Consider the following 21,949-nt stretch of genomic DNA (forward strand, 5'->3'; position numbering starts at 1 on the left):
TATAAACAACCAACAGGACTCGCGTATCCAACTGTTTTGAGAAATCTATATTTTTAAAAATGATCGCTTGTTTGATGGGTATTAAAAATGGTCACTTCTTCGCTTTTTTCCATTTTGGTTGGTTCCTGCCCCTGTTGGAACCGAGTACCATGATCACCATGAAGACCAGTACCACGGCAAATACGTAGTATATCCAGTTATAGTTTGGAGGAGTTCCATAGTAGAATTTTGTGCTTATTGAATTTGCGTTTCCGTCTATCTTTATATTGGCATTGTTAATGGTTACGGTCAGAGTGTGCGATCCATGACCGAGGTTTGGATTGATATAGGTTGCATTGACCTCGACGGTAGAACCAGGCATTATCTTGGGTACTGTTTTCTGCAAAACCGGTGTTCCGTCTACGTAAAATGTGGCTGTAACGTCATACACAGGGTATGATGTCGGGTTGCTGAGAAAAACATGGAAGTATATTGGAGAAATTACCGAGACCGTTATCATCTCCGAATAGTTATACTGGACACCATCAAAATAGGCGGAAGTTACTATGTAGAGATAGAGCGTTTGCGGTGTTTCAGGGGCGGTTATAGTTGCGGTATAGTTATATTTGCTTGCATAGTACTGGTGTATCGTATTTGTAGGGCTCAATCCCGTGAGATTGGTACCTGCAATGTATATGGTGAAATTGTAATTGCTGAAACCGGCACTGCTTGTTATGGTTATGTTAAACTGCTGCCCTGTGCCCACATCTGATGGGTAACTTACCTGGGATGAATAAAAAGGAGCCGTCTGTGCATTCGCAATTGGGCCCGCCAGTAAGATCGCCGCCAATGCGAACAGAATGGGTATGGTAAAGTATTTGTTCATCTCCTGCGCCTCCCTCTGTATGCCGATACACTTAATCCGACCACGATGGTGACTGCTATCAGTATCAGGCCTATGATCAGGCTCAGATATGGATTCGCTGTGTAATCATTTATAACGCCATTTCCACTTGCTACCACGCTTGCCTTGGATAGCTGCGGATACGCACCAGTCAGTGTGATACTGTAAGACGATCCGTATCCTGTAACGTTCACGCTGACGGACACCTGTGGAGCAGGGGTGGTGGTTGTGGGTATCAGGGTTATGTTAACGACCTTAGAAGAGAACGCCGGGACGAACACTGCCGATGGATAGCTGACATTGTAGTCCAGAAGCGATATGTTGCCAATTTCCGATTTCGATATGATCAGATTCACGGTTATATTTGAATTTCCGGTATTGTTTATTATTACAGGAAGCTCAAGATAAGTACCGTTTATAGAGCTGATTCCTGCTGTTGCAGTGAATGACGTAACCGCCGGGAAGTTTGCGTACAGATACTTTGTTGTATTGCCACCATTATAACTTATATTGACGGGAATCGCAACCTGACCTGAGTTCATAGTCTTCAACGGCGTTATGTTGACGGATATGTTTTCCTCCTGGCCAGGCATGAGTTCGATCTTTCCATTGGTCATGTCCTTTCCAGCAAATATCATGAGGAAACTTGTGGAATTTCCAGATAGCAAAGTTATGTTCACCTCCGAGTTTCCGGTGTTCATTATAGTAAAGTTATAGGTAAGCGGATAGTATTTCACGGTACCATTATCAACACTGTATTCGAACGTTTCAACCTTAGATATCTGTGTCATTGAAAATGAATATACCTTTTCCTTCTGAAGGTTCAGATTCACATACGAAAGTGCATTCACGTATATCGTCGATGAGCTAGCAAACGTTATGCTCACGCTTTCAGTTGGAAAGATTTCGGTGCTTGTTATCTGCGAAGAGAACGTGTAATTCCCTATCGGCAGGTAAACATATGAAGCAGAGCTGTTGACTATAATGTATGCATTGCCAGACGTTATGGTAACATTCAGGTATTTCTGAACTCCATCCACGGCGGTCATCATGTAGACCCTGTAAGTGCCGGTCATGCTGGCATTGTATTCCTTATAAGTGGCAAACGGAGCGATTGATATGTATCCAAAATATCCATTGGAATGAGTCCTGCTCAAGGCGTACACAGTGTAATCTCTAATTGGAACTATGAATTTAGCCACGCCTGTACCGTTTGCATTTGAAACTTTATAGACTGATCCGTTATAATAAAGATATACTGTGGAATACGGGGTACCTGTGTTCACCTTAAGATCCGCAAATGCCTGTGTGACCGTAAGATTCAGGGTTTCGTTGAGATTTGAACTGAGCGTCACATTGGCAGCGCCGTTTGAATAGAAGGAACCGGTGGAATTTGAGAAGCTACCGTTGAAGGATATCTCATACCGTCCTGCCGGCAACACATAGTGCGCCAGCCCCGAGAGCATGTACCCATTTCCCTCTATTCTGTATATCCCGGATATGCCCATGTTATTGGTGAGATTGAGCTGGTATCCGTGCTCTGTTGATATGTTTGTTATTTCCATGTTTCTGGATATATTGATGGCTGAGAGTGAGTAGTTTGATCCGCTATAGTAATACAACTCGTATGTCCCAACAGGGATGACACCAAATTTCAACATTGAACCGCTGGCTGTGAAGAGGTACACATTAGAAATAGAGCTAGAAACGTTGGCATATATTCCCACAGGGAGTGATATCGACTTCGAGGCAAGTATCGGGTAATTTCCATACTTAATGATGTTCGTGGAGTTTTGGAAAACCACGCCATATACTCCCGGAAGTACAGAACCAACTATGATCCCATTCGACATGGAAAGCTTGTAATCGTATGTGCCCTGAAGAACCGCATAACCACTGAAAACCGCTAGACGAGATGAATTATAGAGCGTTATCGTCACGGGCACATTCATGGGAGTTAAGCCTATCGTCATTGCGGATGATATATTGGTCAAAGTATAATTATAAAAGTCTGGTGAGATTATTTCAATCTTCGGGCTTCCTATGTTTGGAGCATATACTATGTCAGTATAACCGGAAGGATTGATCGGGACAGCCTCAACAGGAATACCATACGAATATAGCATTATATAACCGTCCTTTACTGAATAGTTGCTGCTGTACGATGAACTTATCCCTGCATTATAGAGTACAAATCCAGACATGGTTGAATTCACCAGATGCATCTGATATGAAACGCTCTTCGTCAATGGCAATTTGAGGATGGAAGAGTAACTTCTTCCTGCTATTGTACTAGCTGAATATATTGTGTAATAGCCTGATGGCAGGCTCAGGCTGAACTGGGAACTGCCGCTGTATGTATAGTAAATAAATGAGCTTCCTGAAACTATGGAATAATAGCCAGAGCTTACCGAGATATTTGTTATATTGGACTCCAGTGAAACCGTTGCCGCTGGAACGCCTGATATATTAATATCAGTATTGGAAGTCAGAGTATAGGTTTTGAGGAACGCATATCCCTGGCCCACGCCATATACTGTATAGGTGCCTGCAGGCACTATTACGCTAAAAACACCTCCCGTGGTATTTACAGACGCTGTCACATTGCCATAATTCCCTTCAGATAGGAACTTTATCATGGATATGTTAGATGCTGTGCCTGAAACTCTTACTGCTTTATAAACGGGTAAAGAGACATTGACGAAGGAATTCCAGCCAGGCAGATACTCGTCAATGCTATCCGTGGTTGCGTTTGATGATCTAGCGGATATGGTATAGTTTCCAGATGGTAAATAGATCAAATAATGCCCATTTTTATAAGAGGTATTGCTATAAGCGGTGCCGTTAACATATATCGAGAAGCCGCTCAGATTAACCTGACCAAGTGACAATGCTAGATTGATTGTGTTCATTGGTACGTAGGCATTGTAAACGTAAGAACCACCTATGGAAGTGTTGGCCGTGAGAATGTTTCTATAATAATGGCCATTTATTATAGCCGATAAAGAGTAATCATATGGAGGTAAGCTTGCAAAGTCATAGTAACCATTAACCACATTTGTGCTTACCGTGTAATTGTATGTGGAATTATAAAGTATAACAGTTCCGCTATTGACCTGAACTGTGGAAGTGGTGTTGTACGATGTTCTGTATTTATATCCAAGATTACCGCTTATACTTGTATTCTTGATAACAAAATTGTGACTTAAATAATAATCCGGCAGACCAGTAGTGAGATTAAACGAAGTAGATATGTGCTCTGCCTGAGCCTGTGAAATGTCAACTTTCCAGTAAGATATGACATTCGAGCCTATCAGGGTAAGTGGATCTATTTCGCCTGTACTTATCACCACGGTATCATTACCCGGTAAACCTATCAGATTGAAGTAACCGGATGAGTTGGTTAGAACCTGCTGGTGCGGTATTCCATACTGGTCAAAAATGGTGACGTAAACACCACCAACGCCGTTACCAGATTCTGTAGTAACCCTTCCGCTTATGTATGCGCCGGGATAATAGGCCACTATGGGATCTGCACCGCTGTATATTTCAGATAATGGAGGAAGAAGCTGGGCCTTTCCCTTTCCCTCAGACGTCAGCGTATATGCCTCCTGTATAGGGACTATCTTCCATGCGCTTGGATGCGCAGTAGTGTTGTTATACGGATTGTATGGAACGCCGAGGTAAACGAGCTCAAAATTGCTCATATTCCAGGCAGGCATTATTTCATACTGTCCAACACCATACGAGATACCCGGAATTCCGTTTGTCTGACCCACTGCAGAAGGCGGATATCCTACAAGGAATCTGTATATCGATGTGTTGTAAAATGCCGGTGTGTATGTGATATTGAATCCAACAGGGGTAACGTCCGTTGGGAGCTGATTAAGGGGATATGTTCCCTGATCTGTGGATGCGTAGATCTGGTAATAAGTGTAAGGAACTATCTCGCCATCATAGGTATACGTGGCCTGATCTGTAAGATAAGCTGGTGCGTAGAATATGCCAGGATTGTCTCCAGAAAATGGGAACAGATTGTGATCTATCTGTATGTACTGTATGGAATAACCCGTAACATCTTCCAGCGCAGTGTATAGGCTATTGAGCGTACTGAGACTGAAAGAACTTGCAAGGTAACCCCTCAGAAATCCATAGTAGATGTTGTCTGCTGTAGAGGAATTTATAAAATTACCGTAGATCGTTGTGTTTGAAAGAACAGTTGAGGTGAACGATGCCGGATCCGTATAGGCGCGATATATAGTGCTGGCAGCCTGAGGCCCTAGATACTGGGTCAGAGTGCTATTAATAGGAACAAATGTATGGTAGTTAACCTCATAACCCTTTATCAATCTGGCTATCATCACACCGAGTATCTGGCTCTGGTTTCCCGCAAGCAGGATCTGACCTGCAGGAACATAACCCTGCTGGAAGTCATCGGCAACTGTTGGGTGCTGACCTTCGAGCACCTCCTGAAAACCGTAGTCCCACCAGTCAACATATGCTGGCCGCTCATCTATTGGCACGTTAGTGTTCTGTGTTGCCAGCCAGGCAAAAGATTGCGCTATGGGCTGAGATGAATTGGCTATGTAAAAACCTGATGAACCGAAATACTCGGCATTGCTCGAGTTGTTGGCCCTAAGGAATGCAGGAAGCTCGTGGTATATCTGTGCGTTCACAGTGGAAGCGCTGTTCTCTGGAATGGCGGCATTAACCATTCCTATACCAGACGGGATAACAAGGACCAGGACAAGTATAACCGCAAAGCTTGCATGAACCCAGTTGATATTTCCTTTGAGGGTTTTCTTGAGAGTAGCGCTGCCAAGGTTTCTCTTTCTGACCTCTGTCAGCTTTGCCATATCAATGAAGTATATCAACACAGCTCCGCCAAGAATACCGTATGCGGGGGCCGCAGTTATGTTGAACCTTGCGGCTTCGAAGCTCATATATATCGAAACTATAGAGAAGACGAGAATAAACATCAGGGTTTCGCTTCTCTCTTTTACGTATTTGTATAAAACGTATACAATTCCGCTCATCCCAAGCACGAACTGCGCAACACCGAAGCTACTTATATACTCGCCGAGAGGTAGCGGTGCAGCCTCCGCAATAGTGGTGTATACTCTGGTCTTTATGAAGTAGCCCTCTCCTGAAATGAGGGTATGCATGGTAGATGGCTCAAGCTTCAGCAGCACAAAGAAGCCAGCCAGGGAGACCACAATCGTCAGCGGGACCGTTATTATCCATGGCTTTCTCCCTATTATGTTTATTAGAAGCAGGAAAGCAATACCCAGAACTGCCATTTCGGCTTCTGGTGCGAACCAGCCTGGGAGAAGGCCAGATCCATAATAGTAATAGGCACCCATTAGGAAACCAAGTAACATAGACAGTGTGGTTAGGTATGTTAAATAGCCAGTGGGTCTTCTCGTTAGAAGGTTAATTACCGCCTGTACAACCACGTATATTAGCACAATCACCTGTATGTAGGCGTATCCCTGCCATGACAGCATCAGACCACCAAGGGATGCGCCCGCAAGAAGAGCATATATCGTGGCCTTTCTATTCCTTGAATAATAAGAAAGGATGGATGGAATATAGGATTTTACATTAGCTAGCCTGCTGATAAACAGGTCTTTCTTTGCATTCTTCAACGCCATCTCGAAGAAGTATATGGTCAGAAAGGCAAATAGAAGTTCAGGAGTGTGCATTCTTCCGTCCGTCAGAATGCCCGCAGATAGATTCCCGGGCATGAGTGCATACAGGAATGCTGCCAGTATACCCGCCTTCTTGCCGAATGCCTCCTTTGCCATCAGGTAAACTGGGATTATCAGTAGGGCCCCGAATACCGCATCAAATTCTGCAAATGCGTAGTATGCAGCCTTGTACACACCGAATATTGGGGAGAGTATAGTCGCCACGAACGCAATCATCCAGTGGAAAAATGGCGGTCTTGGGTTACCGGAGCCAACTGGATAATTAAGGAACAGCTCATGCAGGAGCTGAGTGTGATATGTCAATATGTATTGTATTATATAATAATTGAAATACGGATCACTGCCACCCGAGTTATTAAGAAACGGGTATGCAAAAGCCTGCGACCAGGAGAAGAAGTTAGCCATGAAGAGATAAAAGACAAAGATAATTCCCAGTATCACCTCTGTCTCATACCTCTTGAAAATCGCTGTAAGGTCAAATTTGTTCTCGTTTCTTTCCACAGTTTCAAACATATAGCGAAACCTCTAATCAAATCTCCATATAAAAAACTGATCGGTTGCGATATTCTGCATCCCCGCACAAATGAATGATGGATTAATCAGTGCTAGGAATAAAGAAGGCCAGATTGGACCTGATTTAAATTTGCAAACGTAGGCTTATTTGCCTGACATAATATAAATAATGAAGTTCACCATTCAATGCCTGTTGATAAGGGCGAAATTGTATCTGGATGAATATCAATACAGGATACTGAAACCAGACGCTGAGGGATATTATGGGAAAGCTGAGGTTTCGCTGATACACGGCAATGATGGTTTTTACATTTATATAGAAGCACCTGATACAGGATCGCTGAGAACTTCACTGTCCTCAATCGCTAGATTAATTCATGTAATATATGGTGTGGAGGGATTGATCAATGGTTGAACCAAACATAAGCGCTTATCTGCAGAATCAGCTGCGACAGGCGCAGGAATTGGAGGAGAATATAGAAAAATTGGCCACTCAGAGATACCAGCTTGATCTTAGCCTTAAGGAGATGCAGAAAACGCTGGATGAACTGAACAAACTTGATGATAATACGCCGATATACCGTACAGTTGGATCCATTCTCTATAGGGTTCAGGACAAGAAAAAGCTCGTTGATGAACTGGATGAACAGATAGAACTGACCAAAATAAGATTATCCACCCTGGAGAAACAACAGAAGTCACTTGAGGAAAAGTACAAGGAACTTCAAAACGCAATACGCGACCGTTATAATCAGGAAAATAAGAAAGGTGCCACCAGTTGATAGACTTCCTGGATGTCCAGAAAGAAACCCCGAGGATCAGGATAGCTATAGATAGAGTCGGGGTTAAAAATATAAAATTTCCATTAAAAATTCACGATGATTTTGCTTTTCTCACACTGAATCTCTTTGTTGATGTACCCGCAGACAGAAAGGGCGCCGATATGTCTAGGGCCGTGGAATCCATACAGAAGGTTATCAATGCCGGATCGTACGGTGAAAGAATTGGGGACATAGGGATAGCAATATGTGATGAGGCGCTTTCAAGGTTCAATTATTCTGAAAAAGCCCAGTGTGAGGTTAACATCCAATATTACAGAAGATCTGGAGAACGCTATCTTGAATATCGGATGTACGTTGAAACAGCAAAGGATCGCAAGCAGATAATGAAAAACGAGATAGGCATTTCATACGTGACCATGACCGCATGCCCATGTGCAATGGAAACTACCAGGGCGCTGATAAGCATGGATAATCCGGATATATCCGATGCCATATCCGCCATACCTACGATAACGCATAATCAGAGGAATGTGACGAAGTTAACCGTTGATAACAGAAGCAAGATGATAACGGTCTGGGATCTTGCCGATGTCATGGAGAGAGTTCAGGGGAAGCCTCTTGATTCTCTACTTAAGAGGGTAGAAGAAGGGCGCCTGGTCTATAGTGCGCACAGGAATCCAAAGTTCGTTGAGGACGTGGTGAGAGAAATAGCCTATGAGGCGGCACGTGTTCTTGGAGTTCCTGACGAAGCAACGATAAAGGTTTCATCCGAGAGCGATGAAAGCATACATCCTCACAACGCCTATGCAGAGATAGATACAACTGCAGGTGAACTTAGAAAACTTCACCTGCATTGATATTTAACGGTGTTTCTGCTAAAATCTTTCTCCAATTAGCTCCATTATCTTTTTTCTCACCATGGATGAGCTGTTCAGATTGCCATCGTATTTTGATATTCTGACTATACGTGAATTCACGCCTATCTGATCAAGCTTTCTTTTCAGGTCTGCCTCATCGAACTTCTGATCGTAACCCAATGTTATTATGTCTGGCATAACTTCAACCACGGTCTTCATCATATCATCCTCATGGCCCAGTATAGCACGATCAACAGGCTTCAGTTCAGAGACAAGTTTCAACCTTGAGTTTTCATCAAATATTGGTACCTTGCCATTCTTCCTAGCTGTGGAATCCCTAGCAACTACCACAACCAATTCATCCCCCAGCTTTTTAGATTCTCTGAGATAATGAATATGACCAAGATGAATGATATCGAAGACGCCCGTGGCCATTACCCTAACCATCAGGGCGCTATTTTAAGATTCTAGATAAACGTTTCACCACTGCTTTTCCCATAATCAACCAAAGGAGAGATTAGATAGCTTTACCTGAAATACGCCTATATGCCAATTCGCCATCCCATAGAAGAATGATACTAAGAAGGTACAGGAGTACGGATCTTGACAGCATAGCTGATCTGGAGAAAAGGGCTTTCACAGTTGGCCCCTATTCCAGGCGATATTTGAAACGCGTGCTGGAAGATGCTGAGGCCATAAGCATCGTTGCGCAGATCGATTCCAAAATAGCAGGCTATTTGGTTGCCCTGCCAGCAGAAGGACATTCAATAGATATAGAGAGCATCGCAACAGATCCTGAATTCAGGAGATCCGGAATCGCAACCAGGATGATCGTGATGCTCAAACAGATAGCGTGCGAAAGATATGAGAGCATCATACTCGAAGTCAGGGAAAAAAATGATGACGCAATATCACTCTATCGCAAGATGGGGTTTGAGATCACGGAATTCCTGAATGGATACTACCAGGAATCATATCTCGGATCCAGGAATGCCTATAGAATGAGGTTGATGTGCAGATGAAAAATATGAAATTGCCTTTACTCAAAATCGCCATTTTTTTCCATTTCATTGTAAACCTTGGCAATTTTTCTGGCCGTTTCTGATAGATCGTCAAAAGAGACATTTAGCCTTCCCCACTTGAAGGGTTTATCGCACCATCTTGGGATCACATGCACATGGAAGTGCATCACCCTCTGGTTGGCGCACCATCCGTTGTTCTGGCCTATATTGATTCCGTCCGCACCCATTGCTTTCATAACCGCTTTCGCGACCCTTTTTGCCATGAGCTGGACCTCAATGTAGTACCTGCTGTCGATATCGAATATGTTTTCAAAATGTTCCTTCGGTATGACCAGGATATGCCCTGGTTCAACTGGAGCATTATCCATGAATGAAATGACCATATCATTTTCAGCCACTATCGCCGCATTCCTCTTTGTTATTATCTCATTGCAGAAAACACATGAACTATCCAATACCATCCTGAAATCCCTCCGATCTCTCTTTCTTCCTTGCCTATGACTGCCAATGCAACTTTTTGCCCCTGCAGCATTCACTATATGCGAATACTGTTTTTCGACCTTTGATTCCCGAATGACCCGTGCAACGTCAATGGATTTGTCTTTTAATATGTTTGCTGTTGCGCAAGAATACATCCCTTAACTATAGCCAAGCAGCAGCGGGCGTTTCAGATGGATATAACTAAGCTGCTGAGAACAGCGTTAAAGCATAGAGTGAAGAACATGGCAAAATATAGGCCTGCAAAGCACCCGCATAGATCCATGCGCCATGGGATGACCCTGATTAAAATGCAACGAAGATCGTACAGGCCAGTTCTTTGGCGCAAACATACGGATTCACTAAAGGTTAAAATAGAATAAATAACTATATTGAGACATGTACGGATTCAATGGGAAAATCCTATGGGCTGATCTCACCAATGAAAAAATGTGGGTTGAAGAAATTCCTGAGGATATCTATAAGAAGTATCTTGGCGGAGTTGGCCTTGGAGCATACATTCTGAACAGGGAAATAAAGGGCAATATAGATGCTCTTGGCCCTGATAACATTCTTGGTTTCATAACGGGCCTGTTCAACAGCCACAACGCACCGCTGGGTGGCAGGCTTGAGGTTGTTGCAAAATCGCCCATGACAGGTACCTGGGGAGACTCAAACTGCGGCGGAAAATTTGCACCTGAGCTAAAGAACACAGGCTTCGACGCGCTGTTCGTCAAGGGCATAGCGAAGCGCCCGGTTTACATCAAGATCGTGGATGATAAGTATTCGATAGAGGACGCCAGCAATCTCTGGGGAAAAGACGCTTATGAAACTGAAACGGAGCTAAAGAAGATAGATCCGAAGGGCCAAGCTATGGTGATCGGGGTTCCCGGAGAAAAGATGCTCTACGCTGCGGCCATAATGAATGAATATGGCCGTGCCGCTGGGAGATCCGGCCTTGCCGCGGTCATGGGGTCGAAGAAGCTCAAGGGTATATTTGCCCGCGGGACGAAGAAGATACCGGTATATGATGAAAAGATGCTCATGGAAACCATCAAGAAGGCACAGATACAGTTCAGAAACTCCATGAATCTCGTTAACCCCTGGCACATGTTCGGAACAACCCAGATAACTGAATCATCGCATCTGAATGGTGATACTCCGATAAAGAACTGGGCCGGAGTTGGCATAGTCGACTTCGGAGAGGAGAATGCAAAGAAGATAAGCGGAGAGGAGATAAGGAAGGATGTCCTGAAATCGTATGGCTGCGCCCAGTGTACGCTTGCCTGTGGTGGCCATGTTAAGAGGGAGACAAGGTACGGCACGGTTGAAGGCCACCGCCTTGAATACGAAGGTACCGGTGCCTTTGGGGGCCTCAACCTAATAGCAGATCTGGACGCCATGTCCATGTCATTTGAACTCTGTAACAGGTACGGCCTTGATATAATAACGACCGGTGCTGTCATAGCCTTTGCAAACGAGCTCTACGAACGCGGCATATTGACGGAAAAGGATATAGGCTTCAAGATAGGCTTCGGAAATCCCGATGCAGAGGTGAAACTCACAGAGCTCATAGGAAAGGGAGAGGGCATAGGCAGGATACTGGGAATGGGACAGAGATACGCTGCAAAGGTAATAGGAAAGGGTGCCGAAGAATCGGCCATGGAAATCGGCGGGCAGGATCTTCCGATGCATGACCCAAGGCTGATGCCCAGCCTGGGAAACACGTACATATCCGATGCGACTCCCGGCAGGCATACTGCAGGTGGCATCGGATTCAATGAGGGTTTCGAACTCGTGCTTCCGTTCAAGCACAAGGACAGCTGGACAAAGATACCTAGATATGAGTACCATGGGAAGGCGTACTGGCAGCTCCTCTCTGTGGCTGGCCAGGAAATTCTCAATTCAACAGGGATGTGCCTGTTCTCCACCAACATATGGCCCAACAGCTATCCATACACCGAACTCATAAAGGCCATAACCGGATGGGATATGACCGAAGACGACCTTGTTAACATAGGATGGAGGATACAGATCGCCAGGCATGTTTTCAGCGCAAAGCAGGGCATAAACCAGTACGAAATAAAACCACCTGGCAGAGTCATGGGCTATCCCCCACTTAAGGCTGGTCCCACGGCTGGCGTATCGATAGACTATGAGACGCTGAGGAACGAATACCTTTCTCAGCTCGGCCTTGCCAGGGATGGCAAACCTAATCCAGAAGTTATCAAAAAATTAGGCATAGAACCTGAATTAGTTGCGGGGATCTGATTTCAGGTCCACGCATAATTAACATTTCTTCCGATTTTTCCTCTCAGCCTGATTGAATTAAGAACAACGGTGCTGGAGCTCATACCCATCGCAAACGCGGCAAGCATCGGTAAGAAAGAGTATATTCCTGCACCAAAGATCGGAACAAGAACACCAGCGGCCACCGGTATCAGTGCAGAGTTGTAGGAAATCGCCCAGATTATGTTCTGCTTGACCTTGGATATGGTTTTAGAGGAGATGTCGAATATGGACAATATTGCCCTGAGGTCATTTCTCAGGAGAACAAAGTCACCCTGGCTCCTCGTTATGTCAGATCCTGATCCCATTGCCACGCCCACGTCTGCCTGATCTATAGCCATTACATCGTTTATGCCATCGCCCACAAACATCACATAATCCCCGGCCTCCTGGTATTTCCGTATTATGGCTGCCTTGTCTTCCGGACTGAGCCCGGTCAGCACCTCGTCAACACCGATCGATTCAACAGCAGATGCGGAATCCCTGCTCCTGTCTCCTGTAAGCACGGATATCTTCATGCCCTTCTCTTTCATTTCTGCAATCGTTTCCTCAGCCTCAGGGCGTATTTTGCTGCCAATTTTGAGAACACCGCGTACGGTACCATCTACCGTGATCCTGAGATCTCCGTTTTCTCCGGATATCACCGATATCTTATGGCCACAGCACATTCCTTCGATGCCTGATCCTGGCATCTCCTTTACCTGATCAGCGTCTTTATGAGAGATGTTTCCAGCATATTGCACTATGGCACGCGCAACAGGATGGTTTGAATGCGATTCGATCGCGGCAGCCATCATCAGGGCTTCGGTATCTCCGGAATAGTTTAGGACGTACATCTCGGGCAGGGTGAGCGTTCCTGTCTTATCGAATACGACCCTGTTCACCTTGGTGACCCTGTCCATAGCGCCAGCATTCTTGACAAGTATACCTGCCTCGAATGACCCCTCGGAGGCTATGAGCAAAGTTATTGGACCGGCAAGCCCTATCGCACATGGGCATGCTATTACTATTACGGAAACAAACGAAAGTATTGCAGTCTCTATGAAGTAAGGATCCCCTATAGATCTCAGATAGAAGAACCAGAACAGGAACGAGGCGGTAGCAGCAGCAAGCACCACCGGAACGAAGTATGATGAGAAAACGTCTGCTATCCTCTGAATCTTGGTTCTGCCGGATGAGGCCATCTTTATGAAGGAGTATATCTTGCCGACAGTGGAATTTGGACCAACGGCCTGTACCCTCACGACTATGGTGCCGTTGAGATCCTTCATACCGGATGATACTTTACTGCCGGGGTTAACTGTGATAGGAAGAGATTCGCCCGTTATCATCGAACTGTCAACATCCGCTGACCCGCGTTCCACGATACCGTCGACCGGCACCGTTTCACCCGGGCGCACTTCCACGAGATTCTCCGGGGAAATCTTCGATGATTCTATATCCACGATGCCGCCGTCAGAAACAAGGTGCACTGTTTCCGGAATGAGGGAAAGCAGCCTGTTGCCTGCATCGCTGGCTTTGGCCTTGACCAAGCTCTCAACGTATGACCCGGTGAGTATCAGCGAAACGATGAAGTCCGACGAATCAAAATATACCATCGAATGTGGAATTGCATGCGGAAAGAACGAGACAAACACAGAGAAGAAAAACGCTGTGAGAATTCCAAGAGACACCAGCAGATCCATGTTGCCGCTCCTTGTACGTATTGCGCTTATTGCCCCCGGATAGAACTGTGTACCGGAATAAAAAACTACAGGCAACGACAAAACAAGAAGTATAATATCACGAAGGGCACCAGTATAGATGTATGTTAGTACGAGTACTGGGAGTGAAAACGTCCATGCAATCACAAGTTTCCTGGCCAGGTTTTTACCCTCCTTTTCAGGTTCTAGGAATTTGTCCATGCATCCCTTGGAGCAGAAGTAATACCTTGTGCCGTCCCTGTCAACGTAAAGATCTGAGGTCTCCGGGACATACATGCCGCACACTGGATCGGTTGCCATGTCCACGAATCATGCCGGTAAAGTTAAGGCTATTCTGTGCATTTTGCAAAGGATATTTTTAAACGTGCGTCTTGCATGATCATCTATGATAGATCCGGTCTGTGGAATGAAGGTTGATAAGAACGCGAAATTCAAATCGACGTACAACGGCAAGGAATATTATTTCTGCAGTGAGCACTGCAAGGTGGAATTTGACAGAAATCCGATAAAGTATACAAGATGAGAAAGTTTATTAACATATACGGATTATAATTTTATGGCAAAATATGTTTTCAAATGTGCGGATATTGGAATGAACTGTGGCTTTGAGGCCTCTGCAAAGAGCATCGACGAATTAATGCCCAAGATCGTAGAACACGCCAAGAATGCCCACAATATAACGGAGATCAATGAAGATCTTAAGAATAAAGTAACGGCTGCAATAAAGAAAAAGATGTTCTGAGGGAATTTTTGAGAAGTACAGAACATGCCAACTTTTTGTATTATAGCATACCGTGCATCCGATTTCTGACTGTGATGCGGTTAGCCCGATCGCAATGATCCGCGGGCCGAAGGCTCGCAGTTTGGATGCAGGATCATTTTTTAGTTAATGTTATGAAATATCTTTGAAATATTCCAGCTCCTTCATGGACCTGGATCTTATCTCCTTTGGCCTTGGGTACTCGGATGTTCTCTTACCATGAGATAGATACTTCACGAGCAGATTCTGCATACTACCGCCGCAGATGCATGTCTTTTCCTGAACGTTGGCAGGCACGACCTCAATCCTGTGGCAGGATGTGCACCTCAGGACGTTCTTCCTGCCCGACATCTTCCCGCGCTTCGTCTCGGGCTTTCCATTCACCTCAACTATGTCCATGGCGAAGTCGAAAGGCTTTGCCGATGATATGGAAGTACCGACTCCAAAGGCTTCTGCTCCGGCTTCTCTTAGCTTCTTGACGGTATTCTCATCGAGACCGCCAGAGACCATAATCTTTATGTCGCTCCTTCCACGCAGGGCCAGTTCCCACCTGACCTCTCTTATGAGTGCTTCGAAGTTTCCCCTTCTGGATGAGGGCGTGTCCAATCTTATATAATCAACCTTATCGAACATTTCAGCGATCTTTATGGCTGCGAACTTTTCGTCCATGTACGTATCGATAAGAAGTACCGATTTCTGTCCATTCTTTGTGTTTTCAAGGGTGAGCTTCCACGCTTCCTCATCGCCAAGCATTATGGATAGCGCGTGCGGCATGGTACCGACCGGATCCTGATCTATCAGCTTTGCACCAAGGATGCCGGAAACACCGTCTGCTCCCCCGATATATGCGGATCGATCGATCATCGGCGATATGGCCGGATGCATTCTCCTTATTCCGAAGGAGAAGAACGGCGAATCTCCTGCAGCCAGCCTCACCTTGGAAGCCTTTGTGGATATTCCAGAAGCCTGGCATATGAATCCGAGTATGGCCGTCTCGTACATACCGAAGTCGCAGTACCTTCCTTCTACCCTGATGAAGGGAACCGGCAGCCCGTTTGCATCTCTGGGGAATAGAATTGTGCCCTCCGGGATTGCGTACAGATCCACATCAAGCCCTTCCAGAAGCTTCAGGACCTCGTCCAGACCGGTGAAATTTATCCATGTATCCAATGGCCCGGAAACGGTGGCCTCCATGGCGACCCTCAGATCATTGCATTTATCGCCTATAGCCGATATTGTCCTCTCAAAATAGACATCCGAAGCCAGCCCCTTTTTTATATCTTCATCACTTGCTGTGTTGAACACATTCATTATCCCAACCTCATCCAGATGCTGTGATTATCATCCCATCCTAAATTATATCATCCTATTTATTGTACGTTCAAGGTATTGATGAACACCGTCAACCACCATATTGCCGTCAGATACGGCTTGCCATGATCGAGGATACCTTTAGAGCTGATGTATCACCGTGCCTGCTTCTGATATCGCATCACGATGAATTTAGCGATCTACACCTCTGCTCAAGCGCCGGACTTCACGGATTCACTTTTTGCCTACTGTCCGCGCATAGCTTCACCATGGCCGCTGTAAGCATTGTTATCGACAGCGGAATTGTAATCATAGACTTTTCTGTTGAAGGAAATCCATTTACTTCCCTGAAGATCGGAGTTTTAATGCTTACCCTAAATTATTCGTGTCTTCCATGACTTTCATACGATCGATGACATTATGTTTTTCCGGATCGACGCTTTATTTTCATTAAAATATTAATATTCCATTAGATCCTCTGATGCCACATATGCCTGGCCTGCGTTCACCACCAGATAGTTTCATCACCCCTATCCTCAACATGAATACCGTTCTTCAGCAGTAGGTCTCTTATTCGATCAGCTTCCTGGAATTTCCTCTCTGTCCTGAGATTCTTTCTCAGATCCAATAGATCATCTATTATGCCGGAGAGGCGGGCAGTTTCCGGCAACAGTATACCGGCGAAGCTGTCAACCCATCTGAAAACATCAATCGCTTTCTGCGCGGCTGGCCGAGATATGCTTTCTATGTTCTTGTTGAGATCCCCTGCAAAATCGATAAGGTCTCTGAATACCGACCTGAAATCGAAGTCGTTTGTTGCTTCGTCCACCATTCTTTTGATAACGGCAGATGGATCTGCAGAAAGATCCGAATTACCTGAAGCATTAACAAGCTTCCTGAACGTGCTATTTAGGTATTCCACCTGCTTTCTGGATTCCTCTAGCAGCCCCTTTGAGAAATCCAGCTGCGTCCTGTAATTCGCATTCAAAAGAGCGTACCGGAGATCCTCTGGCCTGTATTCCTTCAGCACCTCCCTTATTGTCACGAAATTCTTCAGCGATTTTGACATCTTCTCATTGTTCACGTTGATCATACCTGTGTGTATCCAGTAATGCGATAGGTATTTTCTACCACTTATGGCCCTCATCTGTGCTATCTCTGCCTCGTGATGCGGGAAGATCAGATCCGATCCTCCGCCATGTATGTCGTATTCTGGCCCGAAATATGTCTCTGTTATAGCCGTATCTTCTATATGCCAGCCAGGCCTTCCCGGCCCCCATGGCGAATCCCAGTAAGGTTCTCCTGGCTTTCTCTTTTTCCAGAGAACAAAGTCTTCAGGATTCCTCTTATTTTCGTTCACTGCCACCCTGTATCCGTGTATTATCTGATCAAGGCTCTGGTTTGATAGCTGGCCATAATCCGCAAACTTGCTCACCTCGAAATAAACGCCGTCGCTTGTCTCATAGGCATATCCCTTTTCAATCAATCTGCTTATCTGGGAGATTATCTCATTTATGTAAAGTGTGGATTTGGCGAAATAATTCACCGACGTCACCTTCAGCGCAGACATGTCCTCAAGAAATTCTCTCAGATACATGTCCGCTACATCCTGTGGCTGAATGTTCATTTCCCTGGCTTTGTTGATTATCTTGTCATCTATATCAGTTATATTCTGCAGATAAAAGACGGAATAACCCAGATTCCTGAGAAGCTTGGCAACAGCGTCGAAGAATATGTAAGTCCTTGCGTGCCCGATATGAAAATGATCCTGCACGGTTGGGCCGCATACGAACATGTTAATGCGCCCGCTGTTCATCTCCTTAAACTCATCCACATCACGGGTAAGGGTATTGTAGAACCGCATTCAAGATCGTTCCATAATCTGTCCTGTTAATATATATGCATTGATCCTCCATTGGCATGGATAATCCGATACCGTTTGAATCACATTTAACCATTGGTGAAGATCCGGCAACACAAAAAGACGGATTGCTTTGCTGATGCATATAGCTTATATATTCACACGAGCATATCATGATGTATGTTATTTTCCGTAGTTGCAGATGCCTTTGAAAAGATGGAAAGCACCACTAAGCGGCTGGAATTGACCGATCTTCTTGTTAACCTGCTAAAGGAGGCAGATGACGATCTTCCCCTTCTTATTTATCTGCTGGAGGGGAAGCTTGGCCCGGACTACCTGGGCATCGAGACGCAGATGTCAGATAAGCTCATTATAAAGGCCCTGTCAGTTGCCTCAAATATAAGTGAGGATGAAATAGCGAAGGAATACGCAAAAGCAGGCGATATAGGAACAATCGCGAAGGAGATTGCGGAGAAGAGGAGCCTTAGGTCACTCGTGCAGGAAGAGATGACGGTGAAATACATTCATGATACGCTCATGAAGATGGCACGAACTACAGGATCAGGAAGCACAAAGGCCAGGGTGGATGCATACATGGATCTATTTCTCAACAGCACGCCCAAGGAGATCATGTACATAACTAGAATAATCACCGGAAAGCTCAGGATCGGAATATCAGATGCGACGATACTGGACGCTATTGTGAAGGCCTTTGCAGATGAAAAATATTCAGAGGACATTGAAAATGCCTTCAACTTTCATCCAGATCTCGGTTATATCGCCTCAGAGCTCCGCAAGGGCAATATTGATGCCATACTAAAACTGGGCCCAACACCGATGATTCCCTTTAAGGTCATGCTTGCGGAACGCCTTAGATCCGTAGAAGAAATCCTGGAAAAGATGGGCGGAAGGTGTGCATTTGAATACAAGTACGATGGGATGAGGACGGAGACCCATATCGAAAGGGGAAAGGTGAGGCTTTTCTCAAGAGGAAACGAAGAAACCACGAACCAGTTTCCAGATATAACGAAGGCTGCATCCGAGACCTTCAAGGTCGATTCGGCAATACTCGACGGAGAGGCTGTGCCATATGATCCGGATACTGGGGAACTCTATCCATTCCAGGTGATATCCCATAGGAGGGGGAGGAAGTATGATCTCGATAAGGTATCATCAGAGATACCCATAACGGTCTTCCTCTTCGACATAGTGTATCTGAATGGAAGGGATCTATCCAAAACTCCATATACCGAGAGGAGAAAGATACTGGAATCAATATTTACGGAGAGCGATAGCTTCAGGCTTGCGAAGAGGATAGAATCCGGAGATCCTGCTGAGGTTCACCGGTTCTTCAACAGCGCGATCGAGGATGGATGTGAGGGGCTGGTGGCAAAGAGTACATCTCCTGATTCGTTCTACAAGGCCGGAGCCCGTGGGTGGCTCTGGATAAAGCTGAAGAGGGATTATCAGGCACAGCTCTGGGATACTCTCGATCTAACCGTCGTGGGCGCCTTTTACGGCCATGGAAGGAGGAAGGGAACCTATGGAGCTCTGCTTCTTGCCACTTACAACGACAAGAACGATACTTTTGAAACGGTCTGCAAGCTGGGATCAGGATTCTCCGACGACGTTCTGTTTTCGCTTCCGAAGAAGTTTGAGCAGTATGTATCTAAAGAAAAGCCTGCACGGGTTATAAGCAACCTGGAACCAGACGTGTGGTTCTATCCTGCTGTTGTCATGGAGGTAATAGGGGCAGAAATCACCGTAAGCCCCATACACACCTGTGCCTACGGGGAAATAGAAAAGGACTCTGGACTTTCAGTGAGGTTTCCAAGGTTCACAGGAAAATGGCGCGAGGACAAGAAACCTGAAGATTCAACAACATCTAGAGAAATACTCGAAATGTACAAGGAACAAAAAAAGACTATAACGGAGGAGAAGAGTTAAAAATCACTCTTCTTCTTCGTCTCTGTTTGACCTGCCGCCGTATCCGCCACGCCTGAAGTTGTCCCTGCGCGGTCCGGAGCGGTGGAAATTGTTTTCGTATTCCTTTTCGCTTGCGTCAAAATCCTCGTTTACCTCAGTCACTTCTTCATCAGAAACACTCAATGAACCGTATTTGCCCACGTTGAGCCTTATGTGACCCCTAACAAGGGAAACGTATCCATTTCCGATTGCCAGCGTCTCACCGGCTCTCGCCTGGCTTGCCTGGTCACCCCAAAGGGACAGTATAACCTTTCCCGTATCGTCTCCGATGGTTACTTCTGTTACAGATCTCTGGTCTCCAAACTTCGTTTGTATTGTTTTTGGTTCTCCAACAGACAAAACTTTTCCAACAACATTCACTCTCCTTGAGGAGGGTGTTAGATCCTTTATCTTCGTTATATCTTCCATACTACTTACTATCCTGTCTCTAGAACGTCTCTAGAAAGACCATCCACTTATTTCATATCGCTATTTAAAAGTTCTGATCGGGTATATTCGAGCATAGAAGCCAGATCTCCAGGCCTCCCGCCCTCATGCGGTATTTGCTTGCGCTCAATGCAAAGATGCTTTGATGTTCACGAACCAGAAACATCCGTGGATTGTAATCTTTTAGCCGTAACGCTTTTGGGTCTCAATTTTCAGGAACTCAGGCCTGCAGTTCCTTCTCATACTGCCGTTCGTATTCCGAAGGTAACTCCTCAACGGTCTTCACTGGAACGTTCTTCCTCAGGAAATTCCATAGATATAGATCAATATCCACGCCTATCCCTGTCAGATATTGATTCATCCTTTTTTCAAGATCACATCCCTTTGCATCGAAGTCGGTCAGAAGAATTACTCTCCGGTATTTCCTTGCCAGTGTATCTGAGAACTCGATCAGTGATATGCCTCGATTAAGTATAATTATCTCGCCACCGAACTTCAGCCTTCTGAGAGACCGGAGATCATTGCGACCCTCCACAACTATGGGTGTATCAATATTCTTGAGGCGATATTTCTCTATGAGCTCGAGAAATCTGTTTCTGGCAGACGTGACTGACCATCTCCCGTTCTTATTTAAAGATTGTGATCATTGCTAATCATTAACATTTATATATGAATATTCGTTATATTCAGTAAGGTGAGTATGCAGTATATGAATACATGCATTTTTGAGCTGTCTGAAGTCAGAATAGAGGTGCGCGAGGGGCGTATGCACGTGCTTGTCTAGGAGGTGTTTGAAGACGTCCATAGACAGGTATGATTATTACCTGAAGTTGATACTTAACAGCCCTGCAAGTGAATACCCGTATATAATGGACGAATATCAGAATGACAGGGATATCAGCGAATCAGAGGCAGAATCCCTGGACAGGATAGTGATAAAGTACATGGGTTCCTATAGAAAGATCGATGTCAAGATAATAAACGTGGAGACAGGTATGGAGGAAACGGCGCCGCTTACAATGATCGATGATTTCGGTGGCAATGCCATATACGGGGGCGAGATCTCGATGTTCGGATTGCAGTGGAAGATATATTCACCGCCCCAGTACTATGAAAGACCCGTGGTCAACAAATGGTACTACAATGAAAAAGTTGCATCGATATTGAATGAAACACTCCGCGAGGCAGTTCCGGGAAAGATAAAGAACTATTTTGACATCCCCCATGGGTGTTCAGCACAAGGTATCAGAATATATCGAAATACGTACCAATCTATGAAATAATAATGGACGCTATAAACAGATCCATAATTCCAGGCTGGTACTATCTTTCAAAGGCTGGATTGAATCAGGAATTCATTGAAGCCAT

18 protein-coding genes are annotated in these 21,949 nt (G+C 45.1%); 9 read left to right on the plus strand and 9 right to left on the minus strand.

Annotated elements, in window-relative coordinates; translation table 11 throughout:
* Positions 1-91 precede the first annotated feature (91 nt).
* Together TA_RS05875 and TA_RS05880 are read right to left on the minus strand one after the other, a co-directional pair.
* Positions 92-865: a CARDB domain-containing protein gene (locus TA_RS05875; protein WP_010901543.1), complete on the minus strand. Its 774-nt coding sequence runs from the start codon at positions 863-865 to the stop codon at positions 92-94.
* A complete protein-coding gene (locus TA_RS05880) occupies positions 862-7,107 on the minus strand; it encodes a glycosyltransferase family 39 protein (protein ID WP_010901544.1) in 6,246 nt (2,081 codons plus the stop codon). The genes TA_RS05875 and TA_RS05880 overlap by 4 nt, the downstream gene beginning before the upstream one ends.
* A gap of 169 nt (positions 7,108-7,276) precedes the next feature.
* On the opposite strand from TA_RS05880, the gene TA_RS05885 reads away from it, so the two are divergent.
* The 3 genes from TA_RS05885 to mptA are packed head-to-tail and all read left to right on the plus strand — an operon-like array spanning position 7,277 to position 8,746.
* Positions 7,277-7,522 (plus strand): KEOPS complex subunit Pcc1, encoded by a 246-nt coding sequence (locus TA_RS05885; RefSeq protein WP_010900950.1) that lies wholly within the window; start codon positions 7,277-7,279, stop codon positions 7,520-7,522.
* On the plus strand, positions 7,515-7,889 hold the full coding sequence (locus TA_RS05890; RefSeq protein WP_010901545.1) for a prefoldin subunit beta: 375 nt from the start codon (positions 7,515-7,517) through the stop codon (positions 7,887-7,889). The genes TA_RS05885 and TA_RS05890 overlap by 8 nt, the downstream gene beginning before the upstream one ends.
* Positions 7,886-8,746 carry a GTP cyclohydrolase MptA gene (mptA, locus tag TA_RS05895; protein ID WP_010901546.1) on the plus strand — a complete coding sequence of 287 codons (861 nt, stop codon included), beginning with the start codon at positions 7,886-7,888 and terminating at the stop codon, positions 8,744-8,746. The genes TA_RS05890 and mptA overlap by 4 nt, the downstream gene beginning before the upstream one ends.
* An 18-nt stretch (positions 8,747-8,764) precedes the next feature.
* Here mptA and TA_RS05900 read toward each other — a convergent pair whose 3' ends face one another.
* The gene (locus TA_RS05900; protein WP_010901547.1) at positions 8,765-9,193 is read right to left on the minus strand and encodes an adenylyltransferase/cytidyltransferase family protein; all 429 of its coding nucleotides are present in this window, start codon (positions 9,191-9,193) and stop codon (positions 8,765-8,767) included.
* 125 nt (positions 9,194-9,318) lie between these two features.
* On the opposite strand from TA_RS05900, the gene TA_RS05905 reads away from it, so the two are divergent.
* The gene (locus TA_RS05905; RefSeq protein ID WP_010901548.1) at positions 9,319-9,768 is read left to right on the plus strand and encodes a GNAT family N-acetyltransferase; all 450 of its coding nucleotides are present in this window, start codon (positions 9,319-9,321) and stop codon (positions 9,766-9,768) included.
* A 17-nt stretch (positions 9,769-9,785) separates the two neighbouring features.
* Here the strand turns inward: TA_RS05905 and TA_RS05910 are convergent, their stop codons facing one another.
* Positions 9,786-10,229 (minus strand): HIT family protein, encoded by a 444-nt coding sequence (locus tag TA_RS05910; protein ID WP_010901549.1) that lies wholly within the window; start codon positions 10,227-10,229, stop codon positions 9,786-9,788.
* A 415-nt stretch (positions 10,230-10,644) separates the two neighbouring features.
* Between TA_RS05910 and TA_RS05915 the strand changes: the two genes are divergently transcribed.
* The gene (locus TA_RS05915; RefSeq protein ID WP_010901550.1) at positions 10,645-12,516 is read left to right on the plus strand and encodes an aldehyde ferredoxin oxidoreductase family protein; all 1,872 of its coding nucleotides are present in this window, start codon (positions 10,645-10,647) and stop codon (positions 12,514-12,516) included.
* Positions 12,517-12,518: 2 nt separating this feature from the next.
* On the opposite strand, the gene TA_RS05920 is transcribed toward TA_RS05915, so the two are convergent.
* Positions 12,519-14,537: a heavy metal translocating P-type ATPase gene (locus TA_RS05920; RefSeq protein ID WP_010901551.1), complete on the minus strand. Its 2,019-nt coding sequence runs from the start codon at positions 14,535-14,537 to the stop codon at positions 12,519-12,521.
* 85 nt (positions 14,538-14,622) lie between these two features.
* Here TA_RS05920 and TA_RS08015 point away from each other — a divergent pair, with 85 nt between their 5' ends.
* On the plus strand, positions 14,623-14,760 hold the full coding sequence (locus TA_RS08015) for a YHS domain-containing protein (RefSeq protein ID WP_010901552.1): 138 nt from the start codon (positions 14,623-14,625) through the stop codon (positions 14,758-14,760).
* A 33-nt stretch (positions 14,761-14,793) separates the two neighbouring features.
* Complete coding sequence (locus TA_RS05925; protein WP_010901553.1) at positions 14,794-14,979, plus strand: DUF1059 domain-containing protein; 186 nt, start codon at positions 14,794-14,796, stop codon at positions 14,977-14,979.
* Between the two features lie 150 nt (positions 14,980-15,129).
* On the opposite strand, the gene TA_RS05930 is transcribed toward TA_RS05925, so the two are convergent.
* Together TA_RS05930 and cysS are read right to left on the minus strand one after the other, a co-directional pair.
* On the minus strand, positions 15,130-16,308 hold the full coding sequence (locus TA_RS05930) for a nicotinate phosphoribosyltransferase (RefSeq protein ID WP_010901554.1): 1,179 nt from the start codon (positions 16,306-16,308) through the stop codon (positions 15,130-15,132).
* A gap of 505 nt (positions 16,309-16,813) precedes the next feature.
* Positions 16,814-18,172 carry a cysteine--tRNA ligase gene (gene cysS / locus TA_RS05935; protein WP_010901555.1) on the minus strand — a complete coding sequence of 453 codons (1,359 nt, stop codon included), beginning with the start codon at positions 18,170-18,172 and terminating at the stop codon, positions 16,814-16,816.
* A 177-nt stretch (positions 18,173-18,349) separates the two neighbouring features.
* Here cysS and TA_RS05940 point away from each other — a divergent pair, with 177 nt between their 5' ends.
* Complete coding sequence (locus TA_RS05940) at positions 18,350-20,116, plus strand: ATP-dependent DNA ligase (RefSeq protein WP_010901556.1); 1,767 nt, start codon at positions 18,350-18,352, stop codon at positions 20,114-20,116.
* 3 nt (positions 20,117-20,119) lie between these two features.
* Here the strand turns inward: TA_RS05940 and TA_RS05945 are convergent, their stop codons facing one another.
* On the minus strand, positions 20,120-20,563 hold the full coding sequence (locus TA_RS05945) for a single stranded DNA-binding domain-containing protein (RefSeq protein WP_010901557.1): 444 nt from the start codon (positions 20,561-20,563) through the stop codon (positions 20,120-20,122).
* A 238-nt stretch (positions 20,564-20,801) separates the two neighbouring features.
* Positions 20,802-21,116 carry a toprim domain-containing protein gene (locus TA_RS05950; RefSeq protein ID WP_010901558.1) on the minus strand — a complete coding sequence of 105 codons (315 nt, stop codon included), beginning with the start codon at positions 21,114-21,116 and terminating at the stop codon, positions 20,802-20,804.
* Between the two features lie 256 nt (positions 21,117-21,372).
* Between TA_RS05950 and TA_RS05955 the strand changes: the two genes are divergently transcribed.
* Positions 21,373-21,864 (plus strand): hypothetical protein, encoded by a 492-nt coding sequence (locus tag TA_RS05955; RefSeq protein ID WP_048161982.1) that lies wholly within the window; start codon positions 21,373-21,375, stop codon positions 21,862-21,864.
* Positions 21,865-21,949 lie beyond the last annotated feature (85 nt).

This window comes from Thermoplasma acidophilum DSM 1728, assembly GCF_000195915.1.
Taxonomy (GTDB): Archaea; Thermoplasmatota; Thermoplasmata; order Thermoplasmatales; family Thermoplasmataceae; genus Thermoplasma; species Thermoplasma acidophilum.

Bases quoted from the DNA above. Each gene is read 5' to 3' on its own strand.
- TA_RS05910 (WP_010901549.1), bottom strand. From the start codon at position 10,229: ATGGTATTGGATAGTTCATGTGTTTTCTGCAATGAGATAATAACAAAG.
- TA_RS05905 (WP_010901548.1), top strand. From the start codon at position 9,319: ATGATACTAAGAAGGTACAGGAGTACGGATCTTGACAGCATAGCTGAT.
- TA_RS05940 (WP_010901556.1), top strand. From the start codon at position 18,350: ATGTTATTTTCCGTAGTTGCAGATGCCTTTGAAAAGATGGAAAGCACC.
- TA_RS05880 (WP_010901544.1), bottom strand. From the start codon at position 7,107: ATGTTTGAAACTGTGGAAAGAAACGAGAACAAATTTGACCTTACAGCG.
- TA_RS05890 (WP_010901545.1), top strand. From the start codon at position 7,515: ATGGTTGAACCAAACATAAGCGCTTATCTGCAGAATCAGCTGCGACAG.
- cysS (WP_010901555.1), bottom strand. From the start codon at position 18,172: ATGCGGTTCTACAATACCCTTACCCGTGATGTGGATGAGTTTAAGGAG.
- TA_RS05900 (WP_010901547.1), bottom strand. From the start codon at position 9,193: ATGGTTAGGGTAATGGCCACGGGCGTCTTCGATATCATTCATCTTGGT.
- TA_RS05920 (WP_010901551.1), bottom strand. From the start codon at position 14,537: ATGGCAACCGATCCAGTGTGCGGCATGTATGTCCCGGAGACCTCAGAT.
- TA_RS05925 (WP_010901553.1), top strand. From the start codon at position 14,794: ATGGCAAAATATGTTTTCAAATGTGCGGATATTGGAATGAACTGTGGC.
- TA_RS08015 (WP_010901552.1), top strand. From the start codon at position 14,623: ATGATAGATCCGGTCTGTGGAATGAAGGTTGATAAGAACGCGAAATTC.
- TA_RS05945 (WP_010901557.1), bottom strand. From the start codon at position 20,563: ATGGAAGATATAACGAAGATAAAGGATCTAACACCCTCCTCAAGGAGA.
- TA_RS05885 (WP_010900950.1), top strand. From the start codon at position 7,277: ATGAAGTTCACCATTCAATGCCTGTTGATAAGGGCGAAATTGTATCTG.
- TA_RS05915 (WP_010901550.1), top strand. From the start codon at position 10,645: ATGTACGGATTCAATGGGAAAATCCTATGGGCTGATCTCACCAATGAA.
- TA_RS05930 (WP_010901554.1), bottom strand. From the start codon at position 16,308: ATGAATGTGTTCAACACAGCAAGTGATGAAGATATAAAAAAGGGGCTG.
- TA_RS05875 (WP_010901543.1), bottom strand. From the start codon at position 865: ATGAACAAATACTTTACCATACCCATTCTGTTCGCATTGGCGGCGATC.